Here is a 22,603-nt window from a genome sequence, read left to right as displayed (position 1 = left end):
CGTCAAAGTCCCCGGTCACGCCCTGAAAGGACATCTTCCCTTGCGAAGCTCCCTGCTGTCCGGCGAAACACTCACCGAGTGTTTCCTCCACCACACCCAGGCTTCGCCGAACGCGGCGGCCGTGTTCCCCGGCAGCGAGGAACGGGTCACGGCCACGGAGCTGGCCGAGGAATCGCTGCGCTGCGCGCTCGGTCTGATGGAGCACGGCGTCGGCCCCGGTTCGATCGTAGGGTTGCTCGTTCCCACGGACGCGCGTTTCCTCAGTCTCTTCCTCGGTGTGCAGCGCTCCGGTGCCGCGTGCAGTGTGCTGCCCCTGCCCGCCGGCTTCGGTGACGAACAGGGCACCGCGCGCCGTCTGGCCAGGATCCTGCGAGTCGGCGGCATCCGGCATGTGGTGCTCGGGGACTCCTTCAAGAACCTGGGCGCTCTGCTGGTCGAACAGGTGCCGGGGCTGGTGCTCATCGATCCGCGGGTCGCCGCGACGGGCAGTGCCCGCCTGCTGCCCGGCGTGGATCCGCAGGCGCTGTCCGTGGTGCAGTTCACCTCGGGCAGCACGAGCGCGCCCAAGGGGGTCCAGCTCACCCAGAGCGCGATGGCGGCCGGGCTGCTCGCGTGTGTCGTGTCCGGGAAGTTCAGCCCGGACGACGTGTTCATGCAGTGGGTTCCGACCTTCCACGACATGGGCCTGGTGGGGCTCTTCTCCCATCTGCTCAACGGGGCCGACGTGCACGTGTTCACCCCCACCGCGTTCCTGCGCCGGCCCGCCCAGCTCCTGAAGTACTTCGCCGAGCACCACGGCACGGTGATGACCGGGCCCGACTTCTCCTACGCCCAGATCATCGAGGCGACTCCCCCGGAGCTGGTCGAGCAGCTCGATCTGTCGGCCTGGCGGCTGGCCTTCAACGGCGCCGAGCCGGTGAGCGCGGCCACCGCGGAGCGGTTCACCGCACACCTCGCGCCCGCCGGACTGCGGGACACCGTGATGTACCCGGTGTACGGCATGGCCGAGGCCACCCTGGGCATCACGTTCCCCGAGCCGGGCAGCCCGGTACGGGTGCTCTCCGTGGACCGGGCCGAACTGGCCGCGACGGGCCGTGCGAAGCCCGTGGCGCGCGACGCGCGCGGCGCCAAGGACGTGGTGGCGCTCGGCAGCCCCGTGCACGGCATCGGCATGCGGCTGATGACACAGGAGGGCCGCGAGTGCGCGCCGGGCGAGCTGGGTGAGGTGCAGATCACCGGCGCCCCCGTGACCTCGGGCTACTACAACAACCCCGAGGCCACCGCGGCCGCCTTCGACGGTCGCTGGTTCCGCACCGGAGACGTCGGCTTCCAGCACGAGGGCGATCTGTTCGTGACCGGCCGCACGAAGGAAATGGTCATCGTCCGGGGGCAGAACTTCTTCCCGGACGACATCGAGGCGATCGCCCGCGAGGCGCCCGGTGTCTATCGCAAGCGCTGTGTGGCCTTCTCGGACGTGGAGGAGAGCGGCGCCGAGGTGGTCCGGGTGGTCGTCGAGGCCGACCCGAGGAAGGCCGGTGCGAACCTCGCCTCGGAGATCGCCGCCGGGGTCGTACGGGAGATGGACTTCTCCGACGTACGCGTCCACCTGGTCAAGCCGCGCTGGATCACGCGCACCACGAGCGGCAAGTGGCAGCGCTCGCTCACCCGCCGACGTCTGGCGGAGGTAAACGCCGAGGCTGTCACCGCCGGGCAGACCAACGCCGACTGAACCGAACACGGAGGACACACCCATGACCACCCCGCACAAGCTGGAGACCGCCCGCGATCTCGACGCGGAGCCCCTGCACAGCTATGACGTCTTCCCCATCTATCAGAACGCCTCGTGGGAGCTGAGCGACATCCCGTGGGAGGAGTTCCGTCCCGATCTGGTCCGCCCGGAGTACATCGCGTTCGCCATGGGCGCGGTCATGGGCGAGTCCAACTCGATCGCGGCGCAGCACGGCTTCTTCAACGAGTTCGAGGACGACTACGACTTCTCGGCCTTCGTCTGCCTGTGGGGCTACCAGGAGCTGCAGCACCACCTCGTGTTCAAGAAGTGGCTGCGGCTCGCCGGCACGGACGTCGGCTACGAGCAGATCAACGCGATGCGCGCGCCGTATCCCCCCGGGATCACCCCCTCGGCGACCCTCGCCACCAACATCATCTCCGAGATCGCCACCAACCACATGTACAAGTGTGTGAGCCGGGTGGCCGAGGAGCCGGTGATCTCGAAGATCATGAAGCGGGCGAGCGGTGACGAGGCGCGCCACGCACGGGAGTTCATCCACTACACGGCCCGTCGGCTGGTCACCCACCCGCACGAGCTGGCCTCGGTGCTCGAAACCTTCTACGTCTACATGGCCGACCCCGCCGGCCGCTACACCCACCCGGTGAGCAAGTTCAAGGGCAACCTGCCCGAGCTGGACGGCCATGTCACGATCGACGAGGTCTTCCGGTACTTCGGCGAGGTCGACGACGGCACGGAGTGGGACCGCATCCACCGGCAGCTCTTCGACACCCTCGCGGAACTCACCGGCGAGCCGGTGACGAAGCTCCGCGACATCCGCCGCATCCTGGCCGAGCTGCCCCAGCCCGCGGGCGGAGAGCGATGACCACCGAGGCCGCCCCGGTCCGACTGCCCTGGATCGACGAACCGCGTTTCCAGTGCTTCGGCTGTTCCCCGCGCAACCGGATCGGCCTCGCCCTCGAAATGCACCGCACCGACGACGGAGGGCTGGCCACGGAGATCACCTTCTCCGACGAGTACGCCTCCTATCCCGGAGTCGTCCACGGCGGCATCGTCAGTGTTCTGGTGGACGAGCTGATGGGGGACCTGATCGCCCTGGACCGGGGCATGCTGGCGTTCTCGGTCACCCTTCGCACCAAGTTCCTCAGGCCCCTGCGCACCGGTGTCCCCTACCGTGCCGTGGCCGCCATCACCGGTGAGGGCAACGGTGTGGTGCATGCCGCGGCGGATGTCGTCTCCCTCGACGGCACCCCGCATGTGATGTCCAGCTCCGCCTACCAGCCGATCAGTTCGGATCAGGCTGAGGGCCACATGGGTCTGGTCGGAGCCGACCGTGACCGCCTCGCCCACTACTTCGACCACGCGATTGGATGACCATGGCTCAGCAGACCGACCCCTCGTCCACCACCCTTGAGGCCGCCGCCGTACTCGACGAGGTCCGCAGTCAGGCCGGCAAGGAACTGGGCATCGGCATAGACGAGATCGCCGAGGACACGGTCCTCAAGGAGCTTCCCGGCGCGGACTCCGTGCGACTGCTGCGCGTCGTCGCGCAGATCGAACGCGTCTACGGCGTCGAGTTCGAGGACGAGGACATCTTCCGCGTGCGCACCTCCCGTGAACTCGCCGATCTCGTCCTCGCCCAGTCCGGTACGGAAGCCTGATATGGCCACCCGCGTGAGTACGGAACCCCGTGCGGCGCTGCACGCCGGGCGTGACGGCGACCTCGCCCTGCCGCCGGAAGAGGCGCGGCGCGCCACCAACGAGCACTACGAGCTGCCGCCGGAGGTCTTCGAGGCCTTCCTCGACGAGCGTCTCAAGTACAGCTCCGGTCTCTACCGCACCCCCGACGACACCCTGGAGGAGGCGCAGACCGCCAAGCTGCGCTTCGTCGCCGAGCGCCTCGGCCTGCGCGGCGGTGAGTGCCTGCTCGACATCGGCTGCGGCTGGGGCAGCCTGACACTGTTCATGGCCACGGAGTACGACTGCGAGGTCACCGGTATCACCCCGTCGGCCCCGCAGGCGCAGTTCGTCAGGGACCGGGCGGCGCGGCTGGGCGTGGCGTCGCGGGTCGACATCCGGGTCGGCTCGTACTCCGATCTGGACGTCGACGGGCGGTACGACGCGACGACGATGCTCGGGTCGATCATCCACATGCCGGACCGGGTGGCGGTGCTGCGCAAGGCGTACAACTCGCTGCGGCGCCAGGGCCGGCTCTACCTCTCGGAGAGTTCCTTCCGCAGCGCGGAGGTCTACCAGGAGTTCGCGCAGCGGCCCGGTACCAAGCACGTCACGGAGACGATCTTCGGCTTCGCCGACATGGTTCCGTTCTCCCACCTCATCGAGGCGACCGAGTCCGCGGGCTTCAGCCTGGAGGCGCTGGACGACCTCACCGCGCACTACCACCGCACGATCGAGGAGTGGGAGCGCCGGGCCCTGGCCAACAGCGACCGGATCGAGGCGGTCGCCCCCGGCATGGCCGAGCCGCTGGTGCGCTACCTGCGCACGGCCAACGCCGGGTGGGGTTACACCTCCAAGCACTACGCCCTCACCGCGGCCAAGACCCGACTGGGTCCGAAGGTGGCACCATGACCGAGACAGCCCTGCTCGACGACCTGCTGCCCGCCCTGGAGATGCACCAGTTGGTGGACCAGGCGGTGACGCGAGCCGGCGAGCGCACCTGGACGCTGAACGAACTGGACTGGGGGAGTCTGCGCCCCGAGCGGCTGACGGAGACCGACCGGTCCGCCGTCCGCTTCATCACCTTCGTCGAGGACCACATCCCCGGCTATCTCTCGCACTTCCTCGAAGCGTTCCCGGTGGCCGACGCCCAGCAGGAACTGGAGCGTTTCGGTTTCAACCGGGAGTACTTCCGGTTCCTGGTCGCCTGGGCCAACGACGAGGAGCGGCACGCCTCGGCGCTGACGCGCTATCAGATCGAGACGGAGATGGCGACCCGGGAGGGAGTGCTGGCCGAGCTGGCCGCGGAGGGGCGCAAGGAGTTCACCCTGCCCTACGAGCATCCGGTCCAGTCCTTCACCTACACCCTGGTGCAGGAGAAGGCGACGCAGCTCTTCTACCAGCGTTTCCGCGAGACGGTCAGTGAACCCTTCCTCAAGGACCTGCTGGGTCGGCTGGCTCGCGACGAGGCGCGCCATTTCGCCTTCTACAGCAACCTTGTGGGCGCGTACGTCGCTCGTGACGGTTCGGCGGCCGTGCCCGGCCTGAAGGACGTCATCGCGACGTTCCGGATGCCTCTCGCCGACACCATGAAGGGGTACTGGCGCTGGTCCCTGAAGGTCGCCGACGCCACCTCGTACGACCACACCGAGTCGTACGACGCGGTGGTACGGCTGGTACGGGGCTTCGTGGACACGCCGGGCGACGCGAGCGTCACCGACCTGGGCGAGTTCGTCCAGGCCATCCGGCGGGTGCGGTGAGTTCGGCCCGGCGCGCGGCAGGCCCTCTGGTCGTGAGTTGCGACTGGGGAGGGCGGCATGCCCCCGAGGAGCTGCTCGGGGAGTGGGAACGGGCGCATGCCGCCACGTTGCGCGGCCCCAGGCGCCGGGAGTGGGTCCGCACCCGGCTCACCGCCAAGGCCGCCGTCCGCTGGGCCACCGGATACCACGGCACCGAGATCGTCACGGACCGCGACGGCGCGCCCCGGATATCCGGCGCCCCCGGCGCGGTAGGGGTCTCGCTCGCGCACACCGGCACGCTCGCCGCCTGCGCCGTCTCGCGTGACGGCCGGGAGGGGCCGCTGGGCGTCGATATCGAGCCGGTCGACGTCCGTAACGCCGTTCTCCTGCCGAGACTGCTCGCTCCGGGCGAACCTCCTGACGAATGGCGGGAGTTGGCGCCCGGATTGCTGGCCACCATCTTGGTCACCTGCAAGGAGGCCGCGCTCAAGGCCCACCGGCGCCCCTCTCCTTCGCTGCGTGACTACCGAATGTGGCGCTGCCCCCGGGGACGGCTCTGGGTGCGGGTGGCCGGCAGCGGACACGAGGATCTCCGGGTGTGGCGATCCGCTCGCGCCGGCCTGGTGACCGCGGTGTGCGTCAGCGGGCGCCGGACTCCGGCACGCCGCAGGGTCACACCGGATCACGTACTCGCGGCGGTCCGCGAGAAAGCTCCTCCACTGGATCTCACACGTGAACATCCCAAGGAGTGAATGATGACCACAGCCGAGCAACAGGCCGCGCCCAACCGCTTCGTGCTCTCCGAGGACGAGGTGCCCACGCACTGGTACAACCTCGTCGTCGACCTGCCGTACGACATCGAGCCTCACCTGCACTCCAAGGAGGACCGTCCGGCGCTGGAGGAGGACTACGACTGGCTGTGGCCCACCGAGTGCCTGCGCATCGAGCTGCTGAAGGGCCGCTACGCCACGGATTCGTGGATCGAGGTGCCGGAGCGGGTGCACAGCACGTACACGCGCTACCGACCCTCGACTCTGGTGCGCGCCAAGGGGCTTGAGCAGTACCTCGACAGCTCCGACCGGATCTTCTACAAGCGCGAGGACCTCAACCCCGGCGGCAGTCACAAGTTCAACACCGCTCTGGCGCAGGCGTACTACGCGGCGCAGGACGGCGTGGAGACGCTCGTGACGGACACCGGGGCCGGGCAGTGGGGCACCGCGCTGGCCCTGGCCTGCGCGGCCTTCGGCCTGAAGCTCAAGGTGTTCATGGTCCGCAAGAGCTTCGACGAGAAGCCCTACCGGCGCAACCTGATGCGGATGCTGGGAGCGGAGGTGATCTCCTCCCCGAGCGAGACGACGGACGCCGGCCGCGGTGTGCTCGCGAACGCCCCGGACAGCCCCGGAAGCCTGGGCATCGGGATGGCGGAGGCCATCGAGCTGGTCCGCGACAACCCGTCCCACCGGCTGGCCCTGGGCTGTATGTCGTACTACGCGGCGATGCACCAGACGGTCATCGGTCTGGAGACGCAGGCTCAGCTCGCGAAGGCCGGGGTCGGCGCCGACGTCCTGGTCGGATGTGTCGGTGGCGGGAGCAACTTCACCGGCTTCGTGGCTCCGTTCGTCACCGGCTCGGAGAAGCCGCTGTGCATCGCGGCCGAGCCGGCCACCGTCCCCACGCTCACCAAGGGCGAGTTCCGCTACGACTGGGCCGACTCCGAGCGGCAGACTCCGCGCATCCCGATGTACACACTGGGCAGCGACTTCGTGCCGCCGCCCATCCACTCGGGCGGCCTGCGCTACCACGGCAAGACGCCCATCCTCTCCAGCCTCGTCAAGCACGGCCTGGTCACCCCCCGCTCCTTCGACCAGCAGGAGGTCTTCGAAGCGGGCCAGCTGTTCCTGCGCACCGAGGGGGTGCTGCCCGCGCCGGAGAGTTCGCACGCCATTCTCGCGGCCATCGAGGAGGCGCGGCGAGGCACCTCGGGCGCTCCGCGCAACATCGTCATCTGCCTGAGCGGACACGGCTACCTGGACCTTCAGGGGTACGCGGATGTCCTCGGCCTCCTCTGAGGACGTCCGCCCCGCCCGTCCCGGGGCCTTCCCGTCTCCGGACGAGGTGGAGGTCCGCGCGCCGTCCCGGGTCCACATCACCCTGATCGACATGAACGGCTCGACGGGCCGCCGGGACGGGAGCGTCGGCTTCGCGGTGGACGAACCCGGTCTGCGTCTGTCGCTGAGCCGGGGCGACACGCTGCGCTGCGAGGGAACCGCGGACGCCGCACAGGCCGCACGGGTCACGTCGGCGATCCGGCACGCGGCGTCCGCGCTCGGGGTGAGTGAGGCCGTGCACGCGCGGCTGCTCGGCCCCGTGCCGGCCCACTGCGGGCTGGGTTCGGGGACACAGCTGCGGCTCAGCGCGCTGCGCGGTCTGGCCGAACTCGGCGGGAGGACACTCTCCGACCGGGAACTCGTGGCCCTGTCCGGGCGCGGCGGCACCTCCGGTATCGGGGTGCACGCGTTCTCACGGGGCGGCTTCCTGGTGGACGGGGGGCATCGCGTGCGGGACAAGGGCGCGTTCCTGCCGAGCCGGTTCGCCGAGGGTGTGCCCGTGCCGCCCCTGCTGTACTCCCGGATGCCTCCGGAGCACTGGGGGGTGGTGCTGGCCGTCCCGGCGGGTGTGCGGGGGCTGGAAGGGGCCGCCGAGAAGGATTTCATGACCCGGCACACTCCCCTGCCCCTGCCGGCCGTCCAGGCGGTCACCCATACGGTCCTGATGGGTTTGCTCCCCGCCCTCGAGGAAGGCGACCTGCCGGCTTTCGGGCACTGTCTGACGGCCCTTCAGGACATCGGGTGGAAGCAGGCCCACTGGCGGCGCGAGGAACTGCGTTCCTGGCGGCCCCTGTTGGACCTGATGTGCGCTCAGGGTGCCGCGGGCGGCGGACTCAGCTCGACCGGTCCGCTGGTGTACGCGGTCTACGACCGCACCGTCCACCACGGCGCGGAACTGGCCGAGCGCGTCCGGGCCGGGGCACGACGGGCCGGAATGCGCCTCACGTCATTGATCACCACGAACTTCGGCCGCCCGGCGGCCGTCGGCCATTCTGAGGAGTGACGACGCCATGACGGAGACAGAGCTGGAGGAGATCGAGCGCGACTATGTGCGCTGGTATCCCGCCCGCATCGCCGCGATGGACCCGGCGGGAGCCTGGTCGCGCCCCACGATGGGGCTGTACGCGCACATCCCGTTCTGCGCCCACCGCTGTCACTTCTGCAAGTACAAGGTGAAGGTCGGCGACGATCTGCACGACGAGATGGACGAGTTCCTCGACGCCATGGAGAACGAGATCCGCACCGTGCGGCAGCGCGGACAGGTGGCCGGGCGCCCCCTCGACGTGGTGTTCATCGGCGGGGGCACCCCCTCCCTGCTGGCGCCCCGGCAGCTGCGGCGGCTCCTGGACCGCATCACCTCGTCCTTCGAGTTCACGGACGACTGCGAATTCAGTATGGAGTGGAGCCCCGCCTCGCTCAGCGGCGAGAAACTGAAGCTGTTCCGGGAGGCGGGCGGCAACCGGCTGAGCATCGGCGTGCAGTCCTTCAACGACGACGTGCTCAAGGAGATCGGGCGGGACCACACCGCCGCCGAGGCGCGCGAGGCGTTACGGCTGGCGCACGAGGCGGGACTCGACAACATCAATCTGGACCTGATCTACCGGCTGCCCGGCCAGTCCGTCGCCGACGTACGCCGCTCGGTGCGCGACGCCCTCGCCTGCGACCCCGCGCACGTCAGCTTCTATCCCCTGTGGATCCGGGAGAACACCGTCCTGTGGTCCCGGCTGCAGAAGGGCGAACTCGAACTGCCCGGGGAGGACATCGAGCGGGAGATGTTCGACGCCGCCTGCGAGATCTTCGAGGAGAACGGCTACGAGCACTACAACGTCTTCGACTTCGTCCGGCGCTCCACCCCGCGCTGTCGTTACACCGAACTCCAGTGGGAGGACGGCGAGTGGGTCGGCGTCGGACCGAGCGCGGTGACGTACATGGACGGCCGGCACACCATCAACACCTACTCCATCGGGGACTACGTCAAGCGGGCGAACGCCGACGGGGCCGCCACGGCGGCCGGTTCGGTGCTCAGTGTGCACGCCAGGATGCGCCGCACCATGATGTTCGGGCTGCGGATGGACCCGTTCGACACGGAGCGTTTCCGACGGCAGTACGGCGTCGGTGTCGACGCCGTCTTCGGACCGGAACTGGTACGGCTCGTCGAGGGAGGGCTGATCAGAAGGGAGGGGACCCTGCTGCGGCTCACCGCCGAGGGGGTGCGCAAGGTGAACAACATCGGCAAGCTCTTCTACGAGGCCCCGGACGACCGGCAGACGCTGGGCCTGTCGAGGCGCGGGCTGCCCATCCTCGAAGTGGACCGATGACCGAACCCGCCCACCGTACCCGGGTAGTGGGGCTCGGCCTGGTCATGGCGGACGTGCGGGTCCTGTGCACGGCGCCTCCGCTGCCGGAGAACGACCCCCGGGTACGGACCCTGGACCTGCGCATGGGGGGCGCCACCACCAACGTGCTGGCGGCGCTCCGCGGGCTCGGCATCGACGCGGACCTCGTCAGCGCGGTGGGCGACGACTGGCTGGGCCGGTTTCTCCTCGACCGGCTCGACGAGGCGGGGATCGCCCGGCGGGAGGTCGCGGTCGTCCCCGGCGCCAGCGCGTCCTGCCTGGTCCTGGAGACGCCACCGACCCGGACGCTGCTGTGGAACCTGCCCGGGACGCTGGAGGCGGGGATACGGGCCGAGCCCGCGCCACTGCGGCGTGTCCTCGCGGACGCCGACGCGGTGCATGTGAACGGACGCTTCCCGCGCGCCTCGCTCGAACTGTGCGCGCTGGCCCGGGAGCGCGGCGTCACCGTCTCGTTGAACGCCGGGCGCGGTGACGTGTCCGACGGTGTCGGCACGCTCCTGCCGTACGCCGATGTCCTGGTGGCGGCCGACTCCTGGGCGATGGAGCGGACGGGCGCCGCCACCGCGCGGGAAGCCTGCGCCGGGCTCAGCCGTGAACTCCAGGGGCGCGCCCGGCTGGTCTCCGTCACCGGCGGCGAACGGGGCAGTTGGACCACGGGCCCGGGACGCGCCGTGCCCGTCCACACCGCACCGCCCCACGCCGTGGCGCGCGAGGTGCCCACGGCGGGAGCGGGGGACGCCTACCACGCGGGGTTCCTCGCGGCGGCGCTGGCGGGCTCGGGTCCCGAGGAGTGTGCCAGGACCGGAGCCGAGGAGGCCGGCCGATATCTCTCCGCCGCCTCGGCCGCACAGCGGCAAGCGCATGCGCAGACCCGGGAGGACGGAAACACATTTCCACTCGGAGTATTCCGCGATAAATCAGCCGCACATCCCCCACAGGGATTGCGCGTTCTCAAATGATGCGCGTACGGTATTTCATCGCGGGAGCGTTTTAAATCATCCGACCAAGGAGGTGAAGAGTAATGAAGTTCGAAATAAAGAAGGCTGTGACCTGCAGCGGAAGCAAAGCGCTGTAAATAGCCGGAGAGTCACCGAGAAATGTCTCAGGCGCGGCGGGCGCCCATCGTGGCCGCTTATGGCCCGGGTGCCCGCCCATCCGGTAAGGACACGGGGATCGAGTTGAGCAATGAGTACGGCATCGAGGACCGTTTCTTCACTTCCCGGGATTCCGGTGAGGCCGTAAGCCTCGTCGAGCGTACCCATCCGCACGGTTGTGAGGGCGCATTCATCATCGGGAGCCTTTCCGTAGGTCTGGGCCACGCCGAATCGGATCTCGACATCGTCGCGGTCCACCGGACGTCGGAATCGGCGCGTCAGCACGTTGCGCACGGCCGCCGTCTCGATCTCACGACCGTCTCCCTGGCCTCGTGGCAGCGGCTGGCGGAGCGCATGGCGCGGTACGCCGTCACCAGGACCGATCGCGCGCAGGGAAGTCTGGACCGCGCGGAGATGACCAGAACGGTCCGGTACGCGATGGGCGCCGCCCTCCCCCTCCACGGCGCCCTGCCGGGACCCGACCGCGACGTGGTCGCCAAGGTCATGATCTACCGGAACGCCTACGAGGTCGGCGTACTGCTGGAGGACGCCCACGGCGCCCTGGCCATCGGCGACCCCTACACCGCCCTGCTCGCCACGCACGACGCCGTCAAGGCCGGTCTCGACGCGCTCCTCTCGGCCGAGCGCGATCTCTACATCGGGCCGAAGTTCCTGCTGCGCCGCGCGGCCCGGTCCCGGCTCCTCGGCCCCCTCTTCCCCACCCTCTGGGAACTCCTGCACGAACCTGTCCCCCTGGACGGCCTCGCCGAGCGCGCGGAGGCGGTGGTCAGGCGCAGGGCGTCGCTGGCCGTCGCGCTGGTCGCCGTGGCGACGACGGACGGCTGGGACGGCGCCGCGGACATCGAGAGGCTGCGGCCGCGGCGCCTGGGCGGCGGCCCGCTCCAGGATCCCTTCCACAGCCTGATCCGGTTCGCCGACGGATTCGTCCTGGCCGGACCCAACGTCGCCTACGACCTCAACGAGCACATGGCCCGGCTGTGGAGCATGTGCACCGGGGCCACCGTGACGGAGATCCACGGGGAGTTCGCCCAGTGGGTCGACGGCGAGGTGACTCCGCACGAGGTGGGCGAGGCACTGGAGGCGCTCGCCGCCATGGGCGTCGTCGAAACGCCGGGCCGATGAAGGCCGTCGAGGTGGCCGGCCTCGGCCGCGACTTCGTCTCCTCGGGCCACCGTGTCACCGCCCTGGACCGGGTGGACTTCACCGTCGACGAGGGGGAGATCGTCGCGCTGCTGGGCGAGAACGGAGCGGGGAAGACCACCCTGACCAAGATTCTGGCCACCCTGCTCCTGCCCAGCAGAGGCACCGCCCGGGTCTTCGGCATCGACGTCACCGCGCGGCCGGAGGAGGTCCGCCGCCGGCAGTCGGTCGTCTTCGGCGGCGAGCGCGGTTTCTACAACCGGCTCTCCGCACGCGAGAACCTGCGCTTCTTCGCGATGCTCAACGGCGCCTCGCCCCGGGGCCTGCGCAAGGTGGTCGAACGGTCGCTGGAGAGCGTGGGCCTGTCGGACGCCGCCGACCGGGCGGTGCAGACGTACTCCCGCGGCATGCGCCAACGCCTCCACCTCGCGATCGGTTTCGCCACCGACCCCAGCCTCGTACTGCTCGACGAGCCCACCATCGGTCTCGACCCGGTGGAGGCGGCCCGGCTGCGCGCGCAGATCTCCGCACTCCGGGATCGCGGAGTCACCATCCTGCTGACCAGCCATCAGCTGCTGGACGTCGAGGAGCTGGCGGACCGGGTCGTCGCGCTCGACAAGGGCCGCGTCGCGGAGGATCTGCGCCTCGCGGACTTCGCCCGCAAGGCAGGCTTCGCCGCCACGATCAAGGTGAGCGGCAGCGGCGCCCCGCCCGGTCCCGGCACCTACCGGGCGATCAGCCTGCGGAGCCGGGAACACACCGAGGGGGTGTGGACCGTGGAACTCGCGGTCGAGGAGTGGAGCACCACCTCACTGGGGGAGATCGGCGCCCTCCTGGACGGCTGCGCCGTGACCACGTTCGAAGTGACACCCGCCCGCCTGGAGGACTCCTTCCAGCGCCTGTACGGCGTCGGCCGGCCATGAGGAAGGGACCGCGCGACGCCCCGTCGGAGTACCTCGACCGGCTGCGTACGGTGCTGGCGGTGCTCTACGAATCCGCCCGCGTCCAGGCCGTCCTGACCCGCGGCAGCCCGGCTGTGGTCGTCCTCGCCGGGGTGCAGCCCGCGGCCCTGCTGCTGCTCGCCCTGCCGCACGGCGCGCCGCGGAGCGACGCCTCCACGCGCGTCCTCATCTCCGTCCTGGTCACCTGTCTGTGGGGCGGACTCGTCTGGATGGCCGGAGGCATCATCCGGCGGGACATCGTCCAGGGCACCATGTCCCGCAGTGTGGTGGGGGTCCGGGACCCCCGGCTGGTCCTGATCGGCAAGTGCGCGGGCGCGGTGACGTTCACCTGCTGCGTGCTCGCCGTCGTCGGAACGGCGGTGTCCCTGCTGCTCGGGGTGCGCCCGCGGGTGGCCGATCCCGGGCTGCTGCTGGTCGGTCTCGTCGCGGTGGTCTGCTCGGCGATCTCGATGGGCACCCTCCTCAGCTGTGTGTTCGTCCTGACCCGGCACGGCGTGCACATGGGCAACGCGCTGCTGTATCCCGTGTACATCCTCGGCGGCACGCTGATCCCCGGCGAGCTGCTCCCGGCCTGGCTGCGCTGGGTCGCCCTGCTGGTGCCCCTGCGCTGGGCCAAGGAGTACATGGTGGCCGCCGCGCTCGGGTCACCCACCGGAGCGGCCCTGTGGGCCACCGCGGCGCTGACGGCCGTCCACCTCCTCGCGGGTCTGATGCTGTTCCGGAAGGTGGTGGACCGTGCCCGAGCACGCGGCACACTCGAATTCACCTAGGGCCTTCCGTCCGGACCGGGCCGGACCCCGCGAGCCCGGCACGATCCAACCGGAAGGCCCCCGGCGCGACGGCGTGGACCGGCTCCCCGAGGCGCGGGAACTGCTGCGGTTCTCCTGGCAGTTGTACCGGGTCGAGGACACTCCCCGGGTACTCGTGTTCTCCAAAATCCCCAGAGCCGTGCTCCAGGCGGTGTTCTACGTCCTGCTGGGCGGTCTCGCGTCGGGGAGCGCCGGCCTCGGCACGCGGGCGAGTTTCGTCGGAGTGTCGGCCTTCGTCATGTGTCTGTCCACCGTGGTCGGCGCGAGCGGTGCCCCGCCGCTGGACCGGGACGAGCGCACCCTCACTCCGCTGCTCGCGGGCCGTATCCCGCCCCTGCGGGTCTTCCTCGCCAAGTGCTGGCCGTACGCGGCCGAGGGATGGCTCATCTCCCTGTTCACCATCGTCGTCGTGGGGTTCCTCTTCACCGGGCCGGGCACGGTGGCCGAACTGCTCGCGCGGTCGTGGATGTACGCGGTCATGGCGCTCACCAGCACCTGCGCGGGCGCCGCCGTCGGCGTGATGGCCATCATGGGCAGGTCGGAGCTGCTGCTCGGCAACGCCATGCTCTACCTGATCCTCGTGCTCAGCGGGGCGGTGCCGACCGGGGCCGCCGACCTGGAGTGGGCGCACTGGGCGGGCCGGCTGCTGCCCCTGACCAACGGCATCGAGGCCCTGCGCCGCTCGCTCTCCGGACAGCCCTTCCTCTGGCAGCTGCTGGCCGAACTCGGTGTCGGGCTGGCGTGGTTGGCGCTCACGGCCGTTCTCGCGCGGATCTGGGCACGTCGCACACGCACGCACGGTCACACCGAGAGCGGCTGACCGGGACCCCGAGTGGAGGAAGACAGCATGCCTACGACATGGGACAAGGACGTGGCCGCCAGGGCCGTCGCGGCCGCGCTGGCCGAGGACGCCACCGGCGACGACATCACCACACGCTGGAGCGTTCCCGAGAACCGGTGGCTGCGCGCCGAGATCTTCACCAGGCGGCGCGGAGTGGCCGCCGGAGTGCCGCTGGTGGCCGAGGTCTACGCGCAGGTCGATCCCCGGGTACAGGTGACACCGCGGGTCCCGGACGGCGCGCGTCTCCTCTCCGGTGATGTGCTGCTCAGCCTCGAAGGACCGGCCAGGAGCCTGATCAGCGGGGAGCGCACCGCGCTGAACTTCCTCCAGCGCATGTCGGGGATCGCCACCCTGACCGCCGCGTACGTCGAGGCCCTGGGCGGGGCGCCGGTACGCGTCCTCGACAGCCGCAAGACGGCCCCCGGGCTGCGCGCCCTGGACAAGTACGCCGTCACCGCGGGCGGCGGGCACAACCACCGGCTCGACCTGTCCGCCATGGTGCTGCTGAAGGAGAACCACATCGCCGCCGCCGGTGGGCTCGGCGCCGCGGTACGCGCCGTACGCGCGGGCGCGGCCGAGGAAGGCAGGGACGTCGTCATCGAGACCGAGGTGCGCGACGTGCGGGAAGCGAAGGAAGCCCTGGAGAACGCCGTTCCCTGGATCATGCTCGACAACATGTCACCGCAGGAGGTCGCCGAGGTCGTGCGTATGCGCGCGGAACACGGCGATGCCGGGGACACTCTGCTGGAGGCGTCGGGCACCATCACTCTCGCCCGGGTGAGCACGTACGCGCGCACCGGCGTCGACGCGATCTCGGTCGGGGCGCTCACCCACAGCGCACCGGCGCTGGACCTGAGCATGCTCGTCCGGGAAGTGCTGACGCCGTGAGCGGAGAGGACGGAACCCGGCGGTCCACCGGCCCGCTCCGCGGCGGGATCGCCGCCAGGGCCGGGTGTCCTGGACCCTCCCGTAGGACCGGGGCCGCCGACGAGGTCCTCGGCGCAGCCGCCGCACCGCCGGTTCCGGCGCGGTCACCGGTGCCGGATCAGTCCCGTACTGTCCCCCCGAAGGACCGTCTCGCCGTCCTGGTTGCGGATCTCGATGTCGAATTCGACGCCGGTACCGGACCGGGCCTCGTACAGGGCCCGCACGGTCACTTCGGCCGTGATGGTGTCCCCCGACCAGACCGGCCTGAGGAACTCCCATCCCATACGCCGGGCGATGAAGTCCAGCCGGCCGCCGACCTTGGTGGCCAGGGAGGCGGTGAGCAGGCCGTGGGCCATCGCCCGGCCGCCGCCCGGCAGGTGGTGTCGTCCCCGGTCACCGGCGAGTTCGGCGAACGCGGAGATGTCCTCGTCGGTGATGGTGCGCCGCTCACGCATCACCTGGCCGACCGTCAGGCTCGTGGGTGTCTCCTGGTCACCGGTCGTCCAGGTCATCGCCGCGACTCCGCACCGTCCAGGAGGCCGGTCCCGGGCGTCGCCGGCCGCTGCTTGCTCCGCACCAGACAGCTGCTCTTCCCGACCGCGCAGAGCTTGCCCTCCGAGTCCACGACCCGGCAGCTCGCCAGACCGCGGTTGCGCCCCAGGTGCACGACCTCCGCGTCGACGGTCACCAGCCCCGAGGCATCCCGCACCGGACGGAGGAAGTCCACGTTCAGATCGAGGGTCACGATGTCCTTGTCCTCCGGGACGGCGGACAGGATCGAACAGCCGAGCGCCGTATCGATGAGGGTCGACAGGATGCCACCGGCCAGAAGTCCGAGATGGTTCGTGAAGAAGTTCTTGACCGGCATCGTGAACTGGACGGTGCCGGGGTCCGCTTTGACGACCTCGATACCCAGCACTTGAGCCACGGGCGGTGCGATGATATCGCCGGAGATCAGCCCACGCAGATAGGTCAAGCCGGTCGCTTCGGCCTGAGTGGCAAAAAGTGGTCCCTGGTCCTGCCATTCGATGTGAGCAGTATGTGTGCCAGAGACTTGGGCTTCTGACATTTTTCTCCTCGATGCGAGTGCCCGACGTGAGGGCGTCAGTCTTACAGCACCCTCGCAGTGGCGCAACAGACCTCCAGGCAGGGAGCGTTGCACTGCGGTGCCGTAAATAGGCCAAAGGTCCCGGTAGTCACATCCTTGACAGCGAGCGGCCGCGGCGCGTTTCATGAAATGACACCCGGGCGAGTCTATTACGCGATTGGATTGATGGCGTCAATGGCCACTGAAATTCGATCCACCCCCAGCCGGTTCGCCCGCCCTCTCGGGATCGGCTCGTATCGCCCGGGGCGCGTGGTGAGCAATGACGAGATATGCAGACTCATCGACTCCGACAGCAAGTGGATCGAGACGAGATCGGGCATTGTCACCCGCCACTTCGCCGACGAGGACGAGTCCATTCCCGTGATGGGGGCGAGGGCGGCGGAAAAGGCGCTCAGCGCGGCGGGCCTGACGCCCGCGGACGTCTCCTGCGTCATTCTCGCCACGATGTCCTATCTCCACCAGGCCCCGCCCGCCGCGGCGGTCTGCGCCTTCGAACTGGGCGCGAACCGGGCCGCCACCTTCGACCTCGGCGCGGCCTGCGCCGGCTTCTCCCACGGCCTGGCGCTCGCCAGCGGACTGGTGGCCTCGCGGCAGGCGGAACACGTCCTGGTGATCGGGGCGGAGCGGATGAGCGACATCGTCAACCCGCGCGACCGCTCGACGGCCTTCATATTCGGGGACGGAGCCGGGGCGGCCGTCGTGGGACCTTCGGAGGAGCCCGGCATCGGGCGCGCGGTCTGGGGAACCGACACCGGACATCTGCACGCCATCGAGCAGAGCACGTCCTTCGCCGAGCTGCGACGTGATCCCCAAGCTCCCTGGCCCTACCTGGAGATGGCCGGGCCCGAGGTCTTCAGGTGGGCCATCGGCACGATCGCCGACGTGTGCGACCGCGCGCTGCGGGCGGCGGGGGTCACGGCGCGGGACATCGAGGCGTTCGTCCCCCATCAGGCCAATATGCGCATCATCGACGCCGCGGTGAAGGCGATGAACCTGCCGTCATCGGTCGAGGTGGCTCGGACCGTCGCGCAGGACGGCAACGTGTCCGCCGCCTCGATCCCGCTGGCGCTCGACTCCCTGATCTCGGCCGGCCGCGTCAGGCGCGGGGCACTGGTGCTGACCGCCGGCTTCGGCTCGGGTCTCAGCTACTCCGCCCAGGTGATCACGGCTCCCTGACCTCCTGGGCGGACGCACGAGCCGAGGCGCGGTCAGCCGTCCCGCTCCGGAGCGCCGTCGGGGGACTCCCCCGGGCCGAGACCTTCCATCTCCCTGAGCTGATCCAGTATGGCCTGCGCGAATTCGAGCCCCTTCGGGGAAAGGCCCACCGCTCTCATCGCCACGCTGGTCACTCCCGCGCGCTCCAGGGACTTCAGGTCCTGCTGGGTCAGACCGGCATCACGCCACGCGGCCAGCTCTACGAGTTTCTTATCGGTGAGTTCCGCCGACTCGTCGTCCAGAAAATAAGCGACCTGGACGCCGAAGAATCGGGCGAGGGCCTCAAGGTGATGGACCCGCGGGTTCGCGCGCTCGCCTTTGCGCAGATAAGCGATGTATTGTTTCGAGATGTCTCCGCCCGAATCCCTGACAGAACGGGCGACTTCCTCGTTGCTGAACGGGCCACGACCACGCGGGTGGACAGTCTCGAACAAGCGGTTCAGCCGCTCAGCCAGCACCCCTGGTGGATTTATCCCCATTTAGCCCTACTCCCCTGGACTCTCCACCGACAACTGGCGTTGCACCGTTGGACGTTGGTGACCACAGCAGTTGACGGCACTATCGTGACGATGTAATATTCCTGAGGGCTGACACGAGCCTTTCAATGGCGCTTGACAGGTAACCCTCCCAAAGGTTACTACAAAGCCTCTGCCCCCCTCAATGCCAATGACGGCATATTTCCATAAGCACCCACGGAAGCTCCACGGTTCGACCGGAGATTCGAGCACCACCCCGGGGCCGCGCGGCCAATGGCCTGCTCTCACGCCGTACGCGCGGGAATATTTCACCCTGCCTTCCCGTTCCTGACCGTCCGACAAATGCCGGTCAGGAGTCAAAGGAGAGGTGTTTGAGAGCGGACACGGTGCAGAGACAGACCACGGACAGCACGGCGGAGGATCGTCACGTGATTCCGGAAACGCTCGAAGATGGATGGATAACGAAACTTACCGTCAGGGAAATGGGCGTTCTGCGCCTACTGGCGGAAGGATTGAGCAACCGCCACTTAGCCCGCAGTCTCGGGATCTCCGAGAAGACGGTCAAGAACCACCTCAGCGGCATCTACCTCAAGATCGGCGCGGCCGACCGGACCCAGGCCGCCCTCTACGCCCAGCGCCTCGGCCTGACCCGCGGACGCGACGCTCCCCCGCCCGTGAAGCCTAGTCTCACGGCGCGAGAAATGGGCGTACTTCGCTTACTCACCGGCGGATTGAGCAACCGCCGCATCGCCCGCAGTCTCGGGATCTCCGAGAAGACGGTGAAGAACCACCTCAGCGGCATCTACCTCAAGATCGGCGCGGCCGACCGGACCCAGGCCGCCCTCTACGCCCAGCGCCTCGGCCTGAGTGCCCGACCCACGCGGGCTCCGGAACCGTGCCTGTAGATATGCGATCTTCCTAAGATGCGTTTCCCTGACACATGATGGGCTCACGGGGGTGTGTCTCGCGGGAGGGTAACGATGAAAAAACGCCAGATACGTCGAGAATGCACCGATCTGATCGAGAGCCTGAACCTGACGGTCCCCTTCTCCCTGGAGGCCCTTTGCCAGCAGATCTCAGAGCGCCGAGGTCGACAAATCCGTATGGCGCCTCTGGCGTTTCCCGCCAGCGGGCCGGCCGGACTGCTCGTCTCCACTGCCGCGACGGACTTTGTCTTCTATGAGGCGAACACCACGACGACCCATCAAACCCACGTGATCGTCCATGAATTCGGGCACCTCCTCTGGGGGCACTTATCCGGACCCGGCGCCGACGACCCGAGCAGCGCACTCGTACCGGACGAGATCACCCCGGCCCTCATCCAGCACATGCTCGGGCGCACCCAGTACGGCCAGCCCGAGGAGTACGCGGCCGAGTACTTCGCCACCCAAGTCCTCCGTCTGGTCAGCGGTTCGGAGTTCAACGCCCCCTCCGTCCCCCCCGACATGAGCGACCTCGTGAAGAGGCTTGAGCGTTCGCTCCATCCCGGCGCCGGGAAGCGGAGGTGGTAATGACCCTCCATCAGGTCTTCAGTGTCACCCACACACTGTCGGGTGCACTCTGTCTGATCGCGTTCGCCTACAAGTGGGGCGATCTCAAGAGGGACCCGGGCAATCTGGCGCTGCGCGCGCTGTGTTCCGCACGCCTGTTCAACGGGCTCGCCTATCTGATGCTGGCGCCCGCGACCTACGTGCGCATCGGCGAGTTCACCGGGAGCGCCAACCTGGGCACACTGCTGGGACAGGGGCTCATCGTGCTGGCCGCGCTGTCCTCACACATCATGGTGCTCAGCTGGTTCTGCTCGCCCGAGAAGGCCAGGCAGCGCCTCCCGTATGTGGCCCTGTTCTACCTCGTGGCGCTCACCGCCATGGTCGCCCTCTTCTTCTCCGCCTCCCTGCCCGGTTCGCACCCCATCGACTTCGAGGTCCATTTCACCAATCAGGGCGCCTCTGATGCCTACTTGGTCGTCTTTCTCGTCACCTATGGTCTGAATCTCGCGAACACGGCACTGCACACCTGGCCGTCCTCGCTCGCCATCGACCGGCCCTGGCTGTCCCAGTCCCTGCGCCTGTCCGCGCTCGGGTCCGTCTTCGTCCTGGGCTTCATCCTGGGCAAGCTCGTCGGCATCGTGGGGCGCTGGTCGGGGACGACCGCCCTGGACTCGGCGGCCACCCTGTGGAGCCCGCTGATGGCCAGCGCCGGCTCCCTGGTGCTGGTCACCGGGTACACCCTGCCGGAGTGGGGTGCCGCCGCCTCCTCGTGGCGGGGGCGCTACCGGTCCTACCGCACCCTGTATCCCCTGTGGTTCGCGCTCTGCCGGGCCGTCCCCGGTATCGCCCTGTTCGAGCCCCGGTCCCCGCGCAGGTCCCTGTGGCTCAGGGAGCCCGAGACCCGGCTCTACCGCATGGTCATCGAGATCCGCGACGGCCAGCGGGTGCTGCGGCCCTACGTGTGTGACCGGTGCGAGGAGAGGCTGCGTCGCGAACTCCAGGGGCGCGGGTACGGCGCGAACACCGACCCCCTCATGGAGGCGTACGTCCTGTCGCTGGCGATGGAGCGCAAGAAGGCGGGGCTGGAGCCCTCCGACTACACCGCCGGTTCCGGCTCGCGCCAGTCGGGAACCGAGTTCACGGACGAGCTGGCGTGGCTCGAAAGAGTCGCGGAGGTCTACGCCTGTCTGCCGTCCGGCCGATTACCCTCCCCGGCGCCCTGCTCGTGCACGGCACCGGTCCCCTCGCCCGGGTGAGGCGGCGCACGCCGCGCGGGTACGCCCCGGCCGTGTCGCCGGCCCCTCCCTCCGGACGTCTGGCATGATCAAAAATCGGTTCGGCCGTGGTGTGGAAACGGCTCCGAAGCCGCTTCCACACCACGGACGTATGTCACGTGCACAAGGAGAACGGCAGCGCATGACCCGCACCGCGCAGGAATGGCATCTGGCCGCACGTCCGGTGGGTCGCCCGGTGACAGGAGACTTCCGGCTCGTGGACGGTGAACTGCCGGCTCCCGGCGAGGGCGAGGTGCTGGTCCGCAACACCTTCCTCTCCCTGGACCCGTACATGCGGGCCCTGATGGGCTCGGACCTGCCCGACATGCCGGTCTACCGGCTGGGCCGCGCGATGACCGGTGGGGCCGTCGGCGAGGTGGCGGAGTCCAGGGCGGCGGGGCTGGCACCGGGGGACCTGGTCCTCAGCGATCTCGGGTGGCGCACCGCCGCGGTCGCGCCCGGCTCCGCCTTCACCAAGCTGCGGCGCGTCGGTGGGGTACCGGACTCCGCGTTCCTGGGCGTTCTCGGTATGCCGGGGCTGAGCGCCTACGCGGGTCTGACCGACGTCGCGAAGCTGCGCGAGGGCCAGACCGTGTTCGTCTCCGGTGCGGCCGGTGCCGTGGGCAGTCTCGCCGGTCAGATCGCCGGGCTGCTCGGCGCGAAGGCGGTCATCGGCAGTGCCGGGTCGGCGGAGAAGGTGGAGTACCTGGTCGACGAGCTGGGATTCACCTCCGCCTTCAACTACAAGGACGGTGAGGTGCGCACCTTGCTCCGACGAGCCGCGCCGACCGGCATCGAGGTGTACTTCGACAACGTCGGCGGCGAACACCTGGAAGCCGCCATCCACGCGCTGAACAACGGCGGGCGCGCGGCGCTCTGCGGGGCCGTCTCCGGATACAACGACCAACTGTCCGCGCCGGGACCGCGCAACATGATCGAACTGATCAGGAAGCGGCTGACACTGCGCGGGTTCGAGGTGGCCGATCACGCGCATCTGCGGCCGCGCTTCGCCGACGAGGTGGGCCGGTGGCTGGCCGAGGGCAAGATCCGCTTCCGGGAGACCGTCGGGGAGGGCATCGGCAACGCGGTGGACTCCTTCGTGGGTCTGCTCGACGGCCGGAACATCGGAAAGATGGTGGTCCGTGTCTGACGGTCGCGCGGGGCGTCGCGGGGCGTGCCCCTGAGAGGGCCTCGGATAGTTTCACAAGATTTAACGTGCGATGAGAGGCACTCAAGCCAGACTGAAATGGCATAAAGCCGGGACGCGACGCCATGGGCCGGCTGTGAATGGGCGGGAGAATCGCGCTGCAATGGACGTACACATACGACTCCGACAAGGATGCCGGGAGAGCGGGACCGGGCCGCGCCACCCGGGTGGGTTTCGGCCGTCGGCCGAAACCAGCTTTTTCCGTACGGCCGAGAAGACCGAGGACACGTACGCCGCGCGCCGCTCGCCCGGCAGGGGACCGCGCCTCGCGCCGCATACGACCCGGTATCACCGCGAGATCGACGCGCCGCCGCTCTTCCGATGTATTCCTGACGAAAGATCCCGGGGCCCTGCTCACCGTGGACCGCGCTCCCCCACACCGGACTCGCGTCACCGCGAGCCGGAACGCTG

General features: G+C 69.2%; 24 protein-coding genes. 21 read left to right on the top strand and 3 right to left on the bottom strand.

The window, feature by feature from the left end:
- Positions 1 to 40: 40 nt before the first annotated feature.
- From DVH02_RS01910 to nadC, 16 genes are all read left to right on the top strand, one after another.
- A complete protein-coding gene (locus DVH02_RS01910) occupies positions 41 to 1,729 on the top strand; it encodes an AMP-binding protein (protein ID WP_114621898.1) in 1,689 nt (562 codons plus the stop codon).
- A gap of 22 nt (positions 1,730 to 1,751) precedes the next feature.
- The gene (locus DVH02_RS01905) at positions 1,752 to 2,612 is read left to right on the top strand and encodes a ferritin-like domain-containing protein (RefSeq protein WP_114621897.1); all 861 of its coding nucleotides are present in this window, start codon (positions 1,752 to 1,754) and stop codon (positions 2,610 to 2,612) included.
- Complete coding sequence (locus DVH02_RS01900) at positions 2,609 to 3,121, top strand: PaaI family thioesterase (RefSeq protein ID WP_114621896.1); 513 nt, start codon at positions 2,609 to 2,611, stop codon at positions 3,119 to 3,121. The genes DVH02_RS01905 and DVH02_RS01900 overlap by 4 nt, the downstream gene beginning before the upstream one ends.
- Positions 3,122 to 3,123: 2 nt before the next feature.
- On the top strand, positions 3,124 to 3,408 hold the full coding sequence (locus DVH02_RS01895; protein WP_114621895.1) for an acyl carrier protein: 285 nt from the start codon (positions 3,124 to 3,126) through the stop codon (positions 3,406 to 3,408).
- A 13-nt stretch (positions 3,409 to 3,421) separates the two neighbouring features.
- The gene (locus DVH02_RS01890; RefSeq protein WP_233517985.1) at positions 3,422 to 4,336 is read left to right on the top strand and encodes an SAM-dependent methyltransferase; all 915 of its coding nucleotides are present in this window, start codon (positions 3,422 to 3,424) and stop codon (positions 4,334 to 4,336) included.
- The gene (locus DVH02_RS01885) at positions 4,333 to 5,184 is read left to right on the top strand and encodes an acyl-ACP desaturase (protein ID WP_114621893.1); all 852 of its coding nucleotides are present in this window, start codon (positions 4,333 to 4,335) and stop codon (positions 5,182 to 5,184) included. The genes DVH02_RS01890 and DVH02_RS01885 overlap by 4 nt, the downstream gene beginning before the upstream one ends.
- 32 nt (positions 5,185 to 5,216) lie before the next feature.
- Complete coding sequence (locus DVH02_RS01880; RefSeq protein ID WP_147285983.1) at positions 5,217 to 5,915, top strand: 4'-phosphopantetheinyl transferase family protein; 699 nt, start codon at positions 5,217 to 5,219, stop codon at positions 5,913 to 5,915.
- Positions 5,916 to 5,918: 3 nt separating this feature from the next.
- Complete coding sequence (locus DVH02_RS01875) at positions 5,919 to 7,232, top strand: TrpB-like pyridoxal phosphate-dependent enzyme (protein WP_114621911.1); 1,314 nt, start codon at positions 5,919 to 5,921, stop codon at positions 7,230 to 7,232.
- The gene (locus DVH02_RS01870) at positions 7,213 to 8,274 is read left to right on the top strand and encodes a beta-ribofuranosylaminobenzene 5'-phosphate synthase family protein (RefSeq protein ID WP_114621891.1); all 1,062 of its coding nucleotides are present in this window, start codon (positions 7,213 to 7,215) and stop codon (positions 8,272 to 8,274) included. The genes DVH02_RS01875 and DVH02_RS01870 overlap by 20 nt, the downstream gene beginning before the upstream one ends.
- Before the next feature lie 7 nt (positions 8,275 to 8,281).
- Positions 8,282 to 9,589: a radical SAM family heme chaperone HemW gene (gene hemW / locus DVH02_RS01865; RefSeq protein WP_114621890.1), complete on the top strand. Its 1,308-nt coding sequence runs from the start codon at positions 8,282 to 8,284 to the stop codon at positions 9,587 to 9,589.
- On the top strand, positions 9,586 to 10,587 hold the full coding sequence (locus DVH02_RS01860) for a carbohydrate kinase family protein (protein WP_114621889.1): 1,002 nt from the start codon (positions 9,586 to 9,588) through the stop codon (positions 10,585 to 10,587). Before hemW ends, DVH02_RS01860 begins: the two co-directional genes overlap by 4 nt.
- A gap of 219 nt (positions 10,588 to 10,806) precedes the next feature.
- Complete coding sequence (locus tag DVH02_RS01855) at positions 10,807 to 11,865, top strand: hypothetical protein (protein ID WP_114621888.1); 1,059 nt, start codon at positions 10,807 to 10,809, stop codon at positions 11,863 to 11,865.
- Positions 11,862 to 12,806 (top strand): ABC transporter ATP-binding protein, encoded by a 945-nt coding sequence (locus DVH02_RS01850; RefSeq protein WP_114621887.1) that lies wholly within the window; start codon positions 11,862 to 11,864, stop codon positions 12,804 to 12,806. The genes DVH02_RS01855 and DVH02_RS01850 overlap by 4 nt, the downstream gene beginning before the upstream one ends.
- Positions 12,803 to 13,615 (top strand): ABC transporter permease, encoded by an 813-nt coding sequence (locus tag DVH02_RS01845; RefSeq protein ID WP_114621886.1) that lies wholly within the window; start codon positions 12,803 to 12,805, stop codon positions 13,613 to 13,615. The genes DVH02_RS01850 and DVH02_RS01845 overlap by 4 nt, the downstream gene beginning before the upstream one ends.
- Complete coding sequence (locus DVH02_RS01840) at positions 13,581 to 14,474, top strand: ABC transporter permease (protein WP_114621885.1); 894 nt, start codon at positions 13,581 to 13,583, stop codon at positions 14,472 to 14,474. The genes DVH02_RS01845 and DVH02_RS01840 overlap by 35 nt, the downstream gene beginning before the upstream one ends.
- 27 nt (positions 14,475 to 14,501) lie before the next feature.
- A complete protein-coding gene (gene nadC, locus DVH02_RS01835) occupies positions 14,502 to 15,383 on the top strand; it encodes a carboxylating nicotinate-nucleotide diphosphorylase (protein WP_114621884.1) in 882 nt (293 codons plus the stop codon).
- A gap of 143 nt (positions 15,384 to 15,526) precedes the next feature.
- Here nadC and DVH02_RS01830 read toward each other — a convergent pair whose 3' ends face one another.
- Both DVH02_RS01830 and DVH02_RS35010 read right to left on the bottom strand, forming a co-directional pair.
- Positions 15,527 to 15,934, bottom strand: a complete 408-nt coding sequence (locus DVH02_RS01830) for a hotdog domain-containing protein (RefSeq protein ID WP_199566132.1) — start codon at positions 15,932 to 15,934, stop codon at positions 15,527 to 15,529.
- Positions 15,931 to 16,350: a PaaI family thioesterase gene (locus DVH02_RS35010; protein ID WP_158575824.1), complete on the bottom strand. Its 420-nt coding sequence runs from the start codon at positions 16,348 to 16,350 to the stop codon at positions 15,931 to 15,933. Before DVH02_RS35010 ends, DVH02_RS01830 begins: the two co-directional genes overlap by 4 nt.
- Positions 16,351 to 16,659: 309 nt before the next feature.
- Between DVH02_RS35010 and DVH02_RS01820 the strand changes: the two genes are divergently transcribed.
- Positions 16,660 to 17,706 carry a beta-ketoacyl-ACP synthase III gene (locus DVH02_RS01820; protein ID WP_325051317.1) on the top strand — a complete coding sequence of 349 codons (1,047 nt, stop codon included), beginning with the start codon at positions 16,660 to 16,662 and terminating at the stop codon, positions 17,704 to 17,706.
- 32 nt (positions 17,707 to 17,738) lie between these two features.
- Here DVH02_RS01820 and DVH02_RS01815 read toward each other — a convergent pair whose 3' ends face one another.
- Positions 17,739 to 18,203: a helix-turn-helix domain-containing protein gene (locus DVH02_RS01815; RefSeq protein ID WP_233517983.1), complete on the bottom strand. Its 465-nt coding sequence runs from the start codon at positions 18,201 to 18,203 to the stop codon at positions 17,739 to 17,741.
- Positions 18,204 to 18,649: 446 nt separating this feature from the next.
- On the opposite strand from DVH02_RS01815, the gene DVH02_RS36900 reads away from it, so the two are divergent.
- From DVH02_RS36900 to DVH02_RS01790, 4 genes are all read left to right on the top strand, one after another.
- A complete protein-coding gene (locus tag DVH02_RS36900; protein WP_325051316.1) occupies positions 18,650 to 19,126 on the top strand; it encodes a helix-turn-helix domain-containing protein in 477 nt (158 codons plus the stop codon).
- 75 nt (positions 19,127 to 19,201) lie between these two features.
- Entirely contained in the window at positions 19,202 to 19,732 is a 531-nt protein-coding gene (locus DVH02_RS01800; RefSeq protein WP_114621881.1) for a hypothetical protein, read from the top strand.
- Entirely contained in the window at positions 19,732 to 20,967 is a 1,236-nt protein-coding gene (locus tag DVH02_RS01795) for an MAB_1171c family putative transporter (protein ID WP_114621880.1), read from the top strand. Before DVH02_RS01800 ends, DVH02_RS01795 begins: the two co-directional genes overlap by 1 nt.
- 160 nt (positions 20,968 to 21,127) lie before the next feature.
- The gene (locus tag DVH02_RS01790; protein ID WP_114621879.1) at positions 21,128 to 22,135 is read left to right on the top strand and encodes an NADP-dependent oxidoreductase; all 1,008 of its coding nucleotides are present in this window, start codon (positions 21,128 to 21,130) and stop codon (positions 22,133 to 22,135) included.
- Positions 22,136 to 22,603 lie beyond the last annotated feature (468 nt).

The sequence above is a fragment of the Streptomyces corynorhini genome, assembly GCF_003346515.1.
Lineage (GTDB): Bacteria > Actinomycetota > Actinomycetes > Streptomycetales > Streptomycetaceae > Streptomyces > Streptomyces corynorhini.
This window is presented reverse-complemented; position numbering and strand designations above follow the sequence as displayed.

Excerpts from the sequence above, each read along its gene's own strand:
- DVH02_RS01860 (WP_114621889.1), top strand. The coding sequence starts at position 9,586 with ATGACCGAACCCGCCCACCGTACCCGGGTAGTGGGGCTCGGCCTGGTC.
- DVH02_RS01875 (WP_114621911.1), top strand. The coding sequence starts at position 5,919 with ATGACCACAGCCGAGCAACAGGCCGCGCCCAACCGCTTCGTGCTCTCC.
- hemW (WP_114621890.1), top strand. The coding sequence starts at position 8,282 with ATGACGGAGACAGAGCTGGAGGAGATCGAGCGCGACTATGTGCGCTGG.
- nadC (WP_114621884.1), top strand. The coding sequence starts at position 14,502 with ATGCCTACGACATGGGACAAGGACGTGGCCGCCAGGGCCGTCGCGGCC.
- DVH02_RS01820 (WP_325051317.1), top strand. The coding sequence starts at position 16,660 with ATGACACCCGGGCGAGTCTATTACGCGATTGGATTGATGGCGTCAATG.
- DVH02_RS01845 (WP_114621886.1), top strand. The coding sequence starts at position 12,803 with ATGAGGAAGGGACCGCGCGACGCCCCGTCGGAGTACCTCGACCGGCTG.
- DVH02_RS01900 (WP_114621896.1), top strand. The coding sequence starts at position 2,609 with ATGACCACCGAGGCCGCCCCGGTCCGACTGCCCTGGATCGACGAACCG.
- DVH02_RS01905 (WP_114621897.1), top strand. The coding sequence starts at position 1,752 with ATGACCACCCCGCACAAGCTGGAGACCGCCCGCGATCTCGACGCGGAG.
- DVH02_RS01830 (WP_199566132.1), bottom strand. The coding sequence starts at position 15,934 with ATGACCTGGACGACCGGTGACCAGGAGACACCCACGAGCCTGACGGTC.
- DVH02_RS01870 (WP_114621891.1), top strand. The coding sequence starts at position 7,213 with ATGTCCTCGGCCTCCTCTGAGGACGTCCGCCCCGCCCGTCCCGGGGCC.
- DVH02_RS01895 (WP_114621895.1), top strand. The coding sequence starts at position 3,124 with ATGGCTCAGCAGACCGACCCCTCGTCCACCACCCTTGAGGCCGCCGCC.
- DVH02_RS01790 (WP_114621879.1), top strand. The coding sequence starts at position 21,128 with ATGACCCGCACCGCGCAGGAATGGCATCTGGCCGCACGTCCGGTGGGT.
- DVH02_RS01850 (WP_114621887.1), top strand. The coding sequence starts at position 11,862 with ATGAAGGCCGTCGAGGTGGCCGGCCTCGGCCGCGACTTCGTCTCCTCG.
- DVH02_RS01885 (WP_114621893.1), top strand. The coding sequence starts at position 4,333 with ATGACCGAGACAGCCCTGCTCGACGACCTGCTGCCCGCCCTGGAGATG.
- DVH02_RS01795 (WP_114621880.1), top strand. The coding sequence starts at position 19,732 with ATGACCCTCCATCAGGTCTTCAGTGTCACCCACACACTGTCGGGTGCA.
- DVH02_RS01800 (WP_114621881.1), top strand. The coding sequence starts at position 19,202 with ATGAAAAAACGCCAGATACGTCGAGAATGCACCGATCTGATCGAGAGC.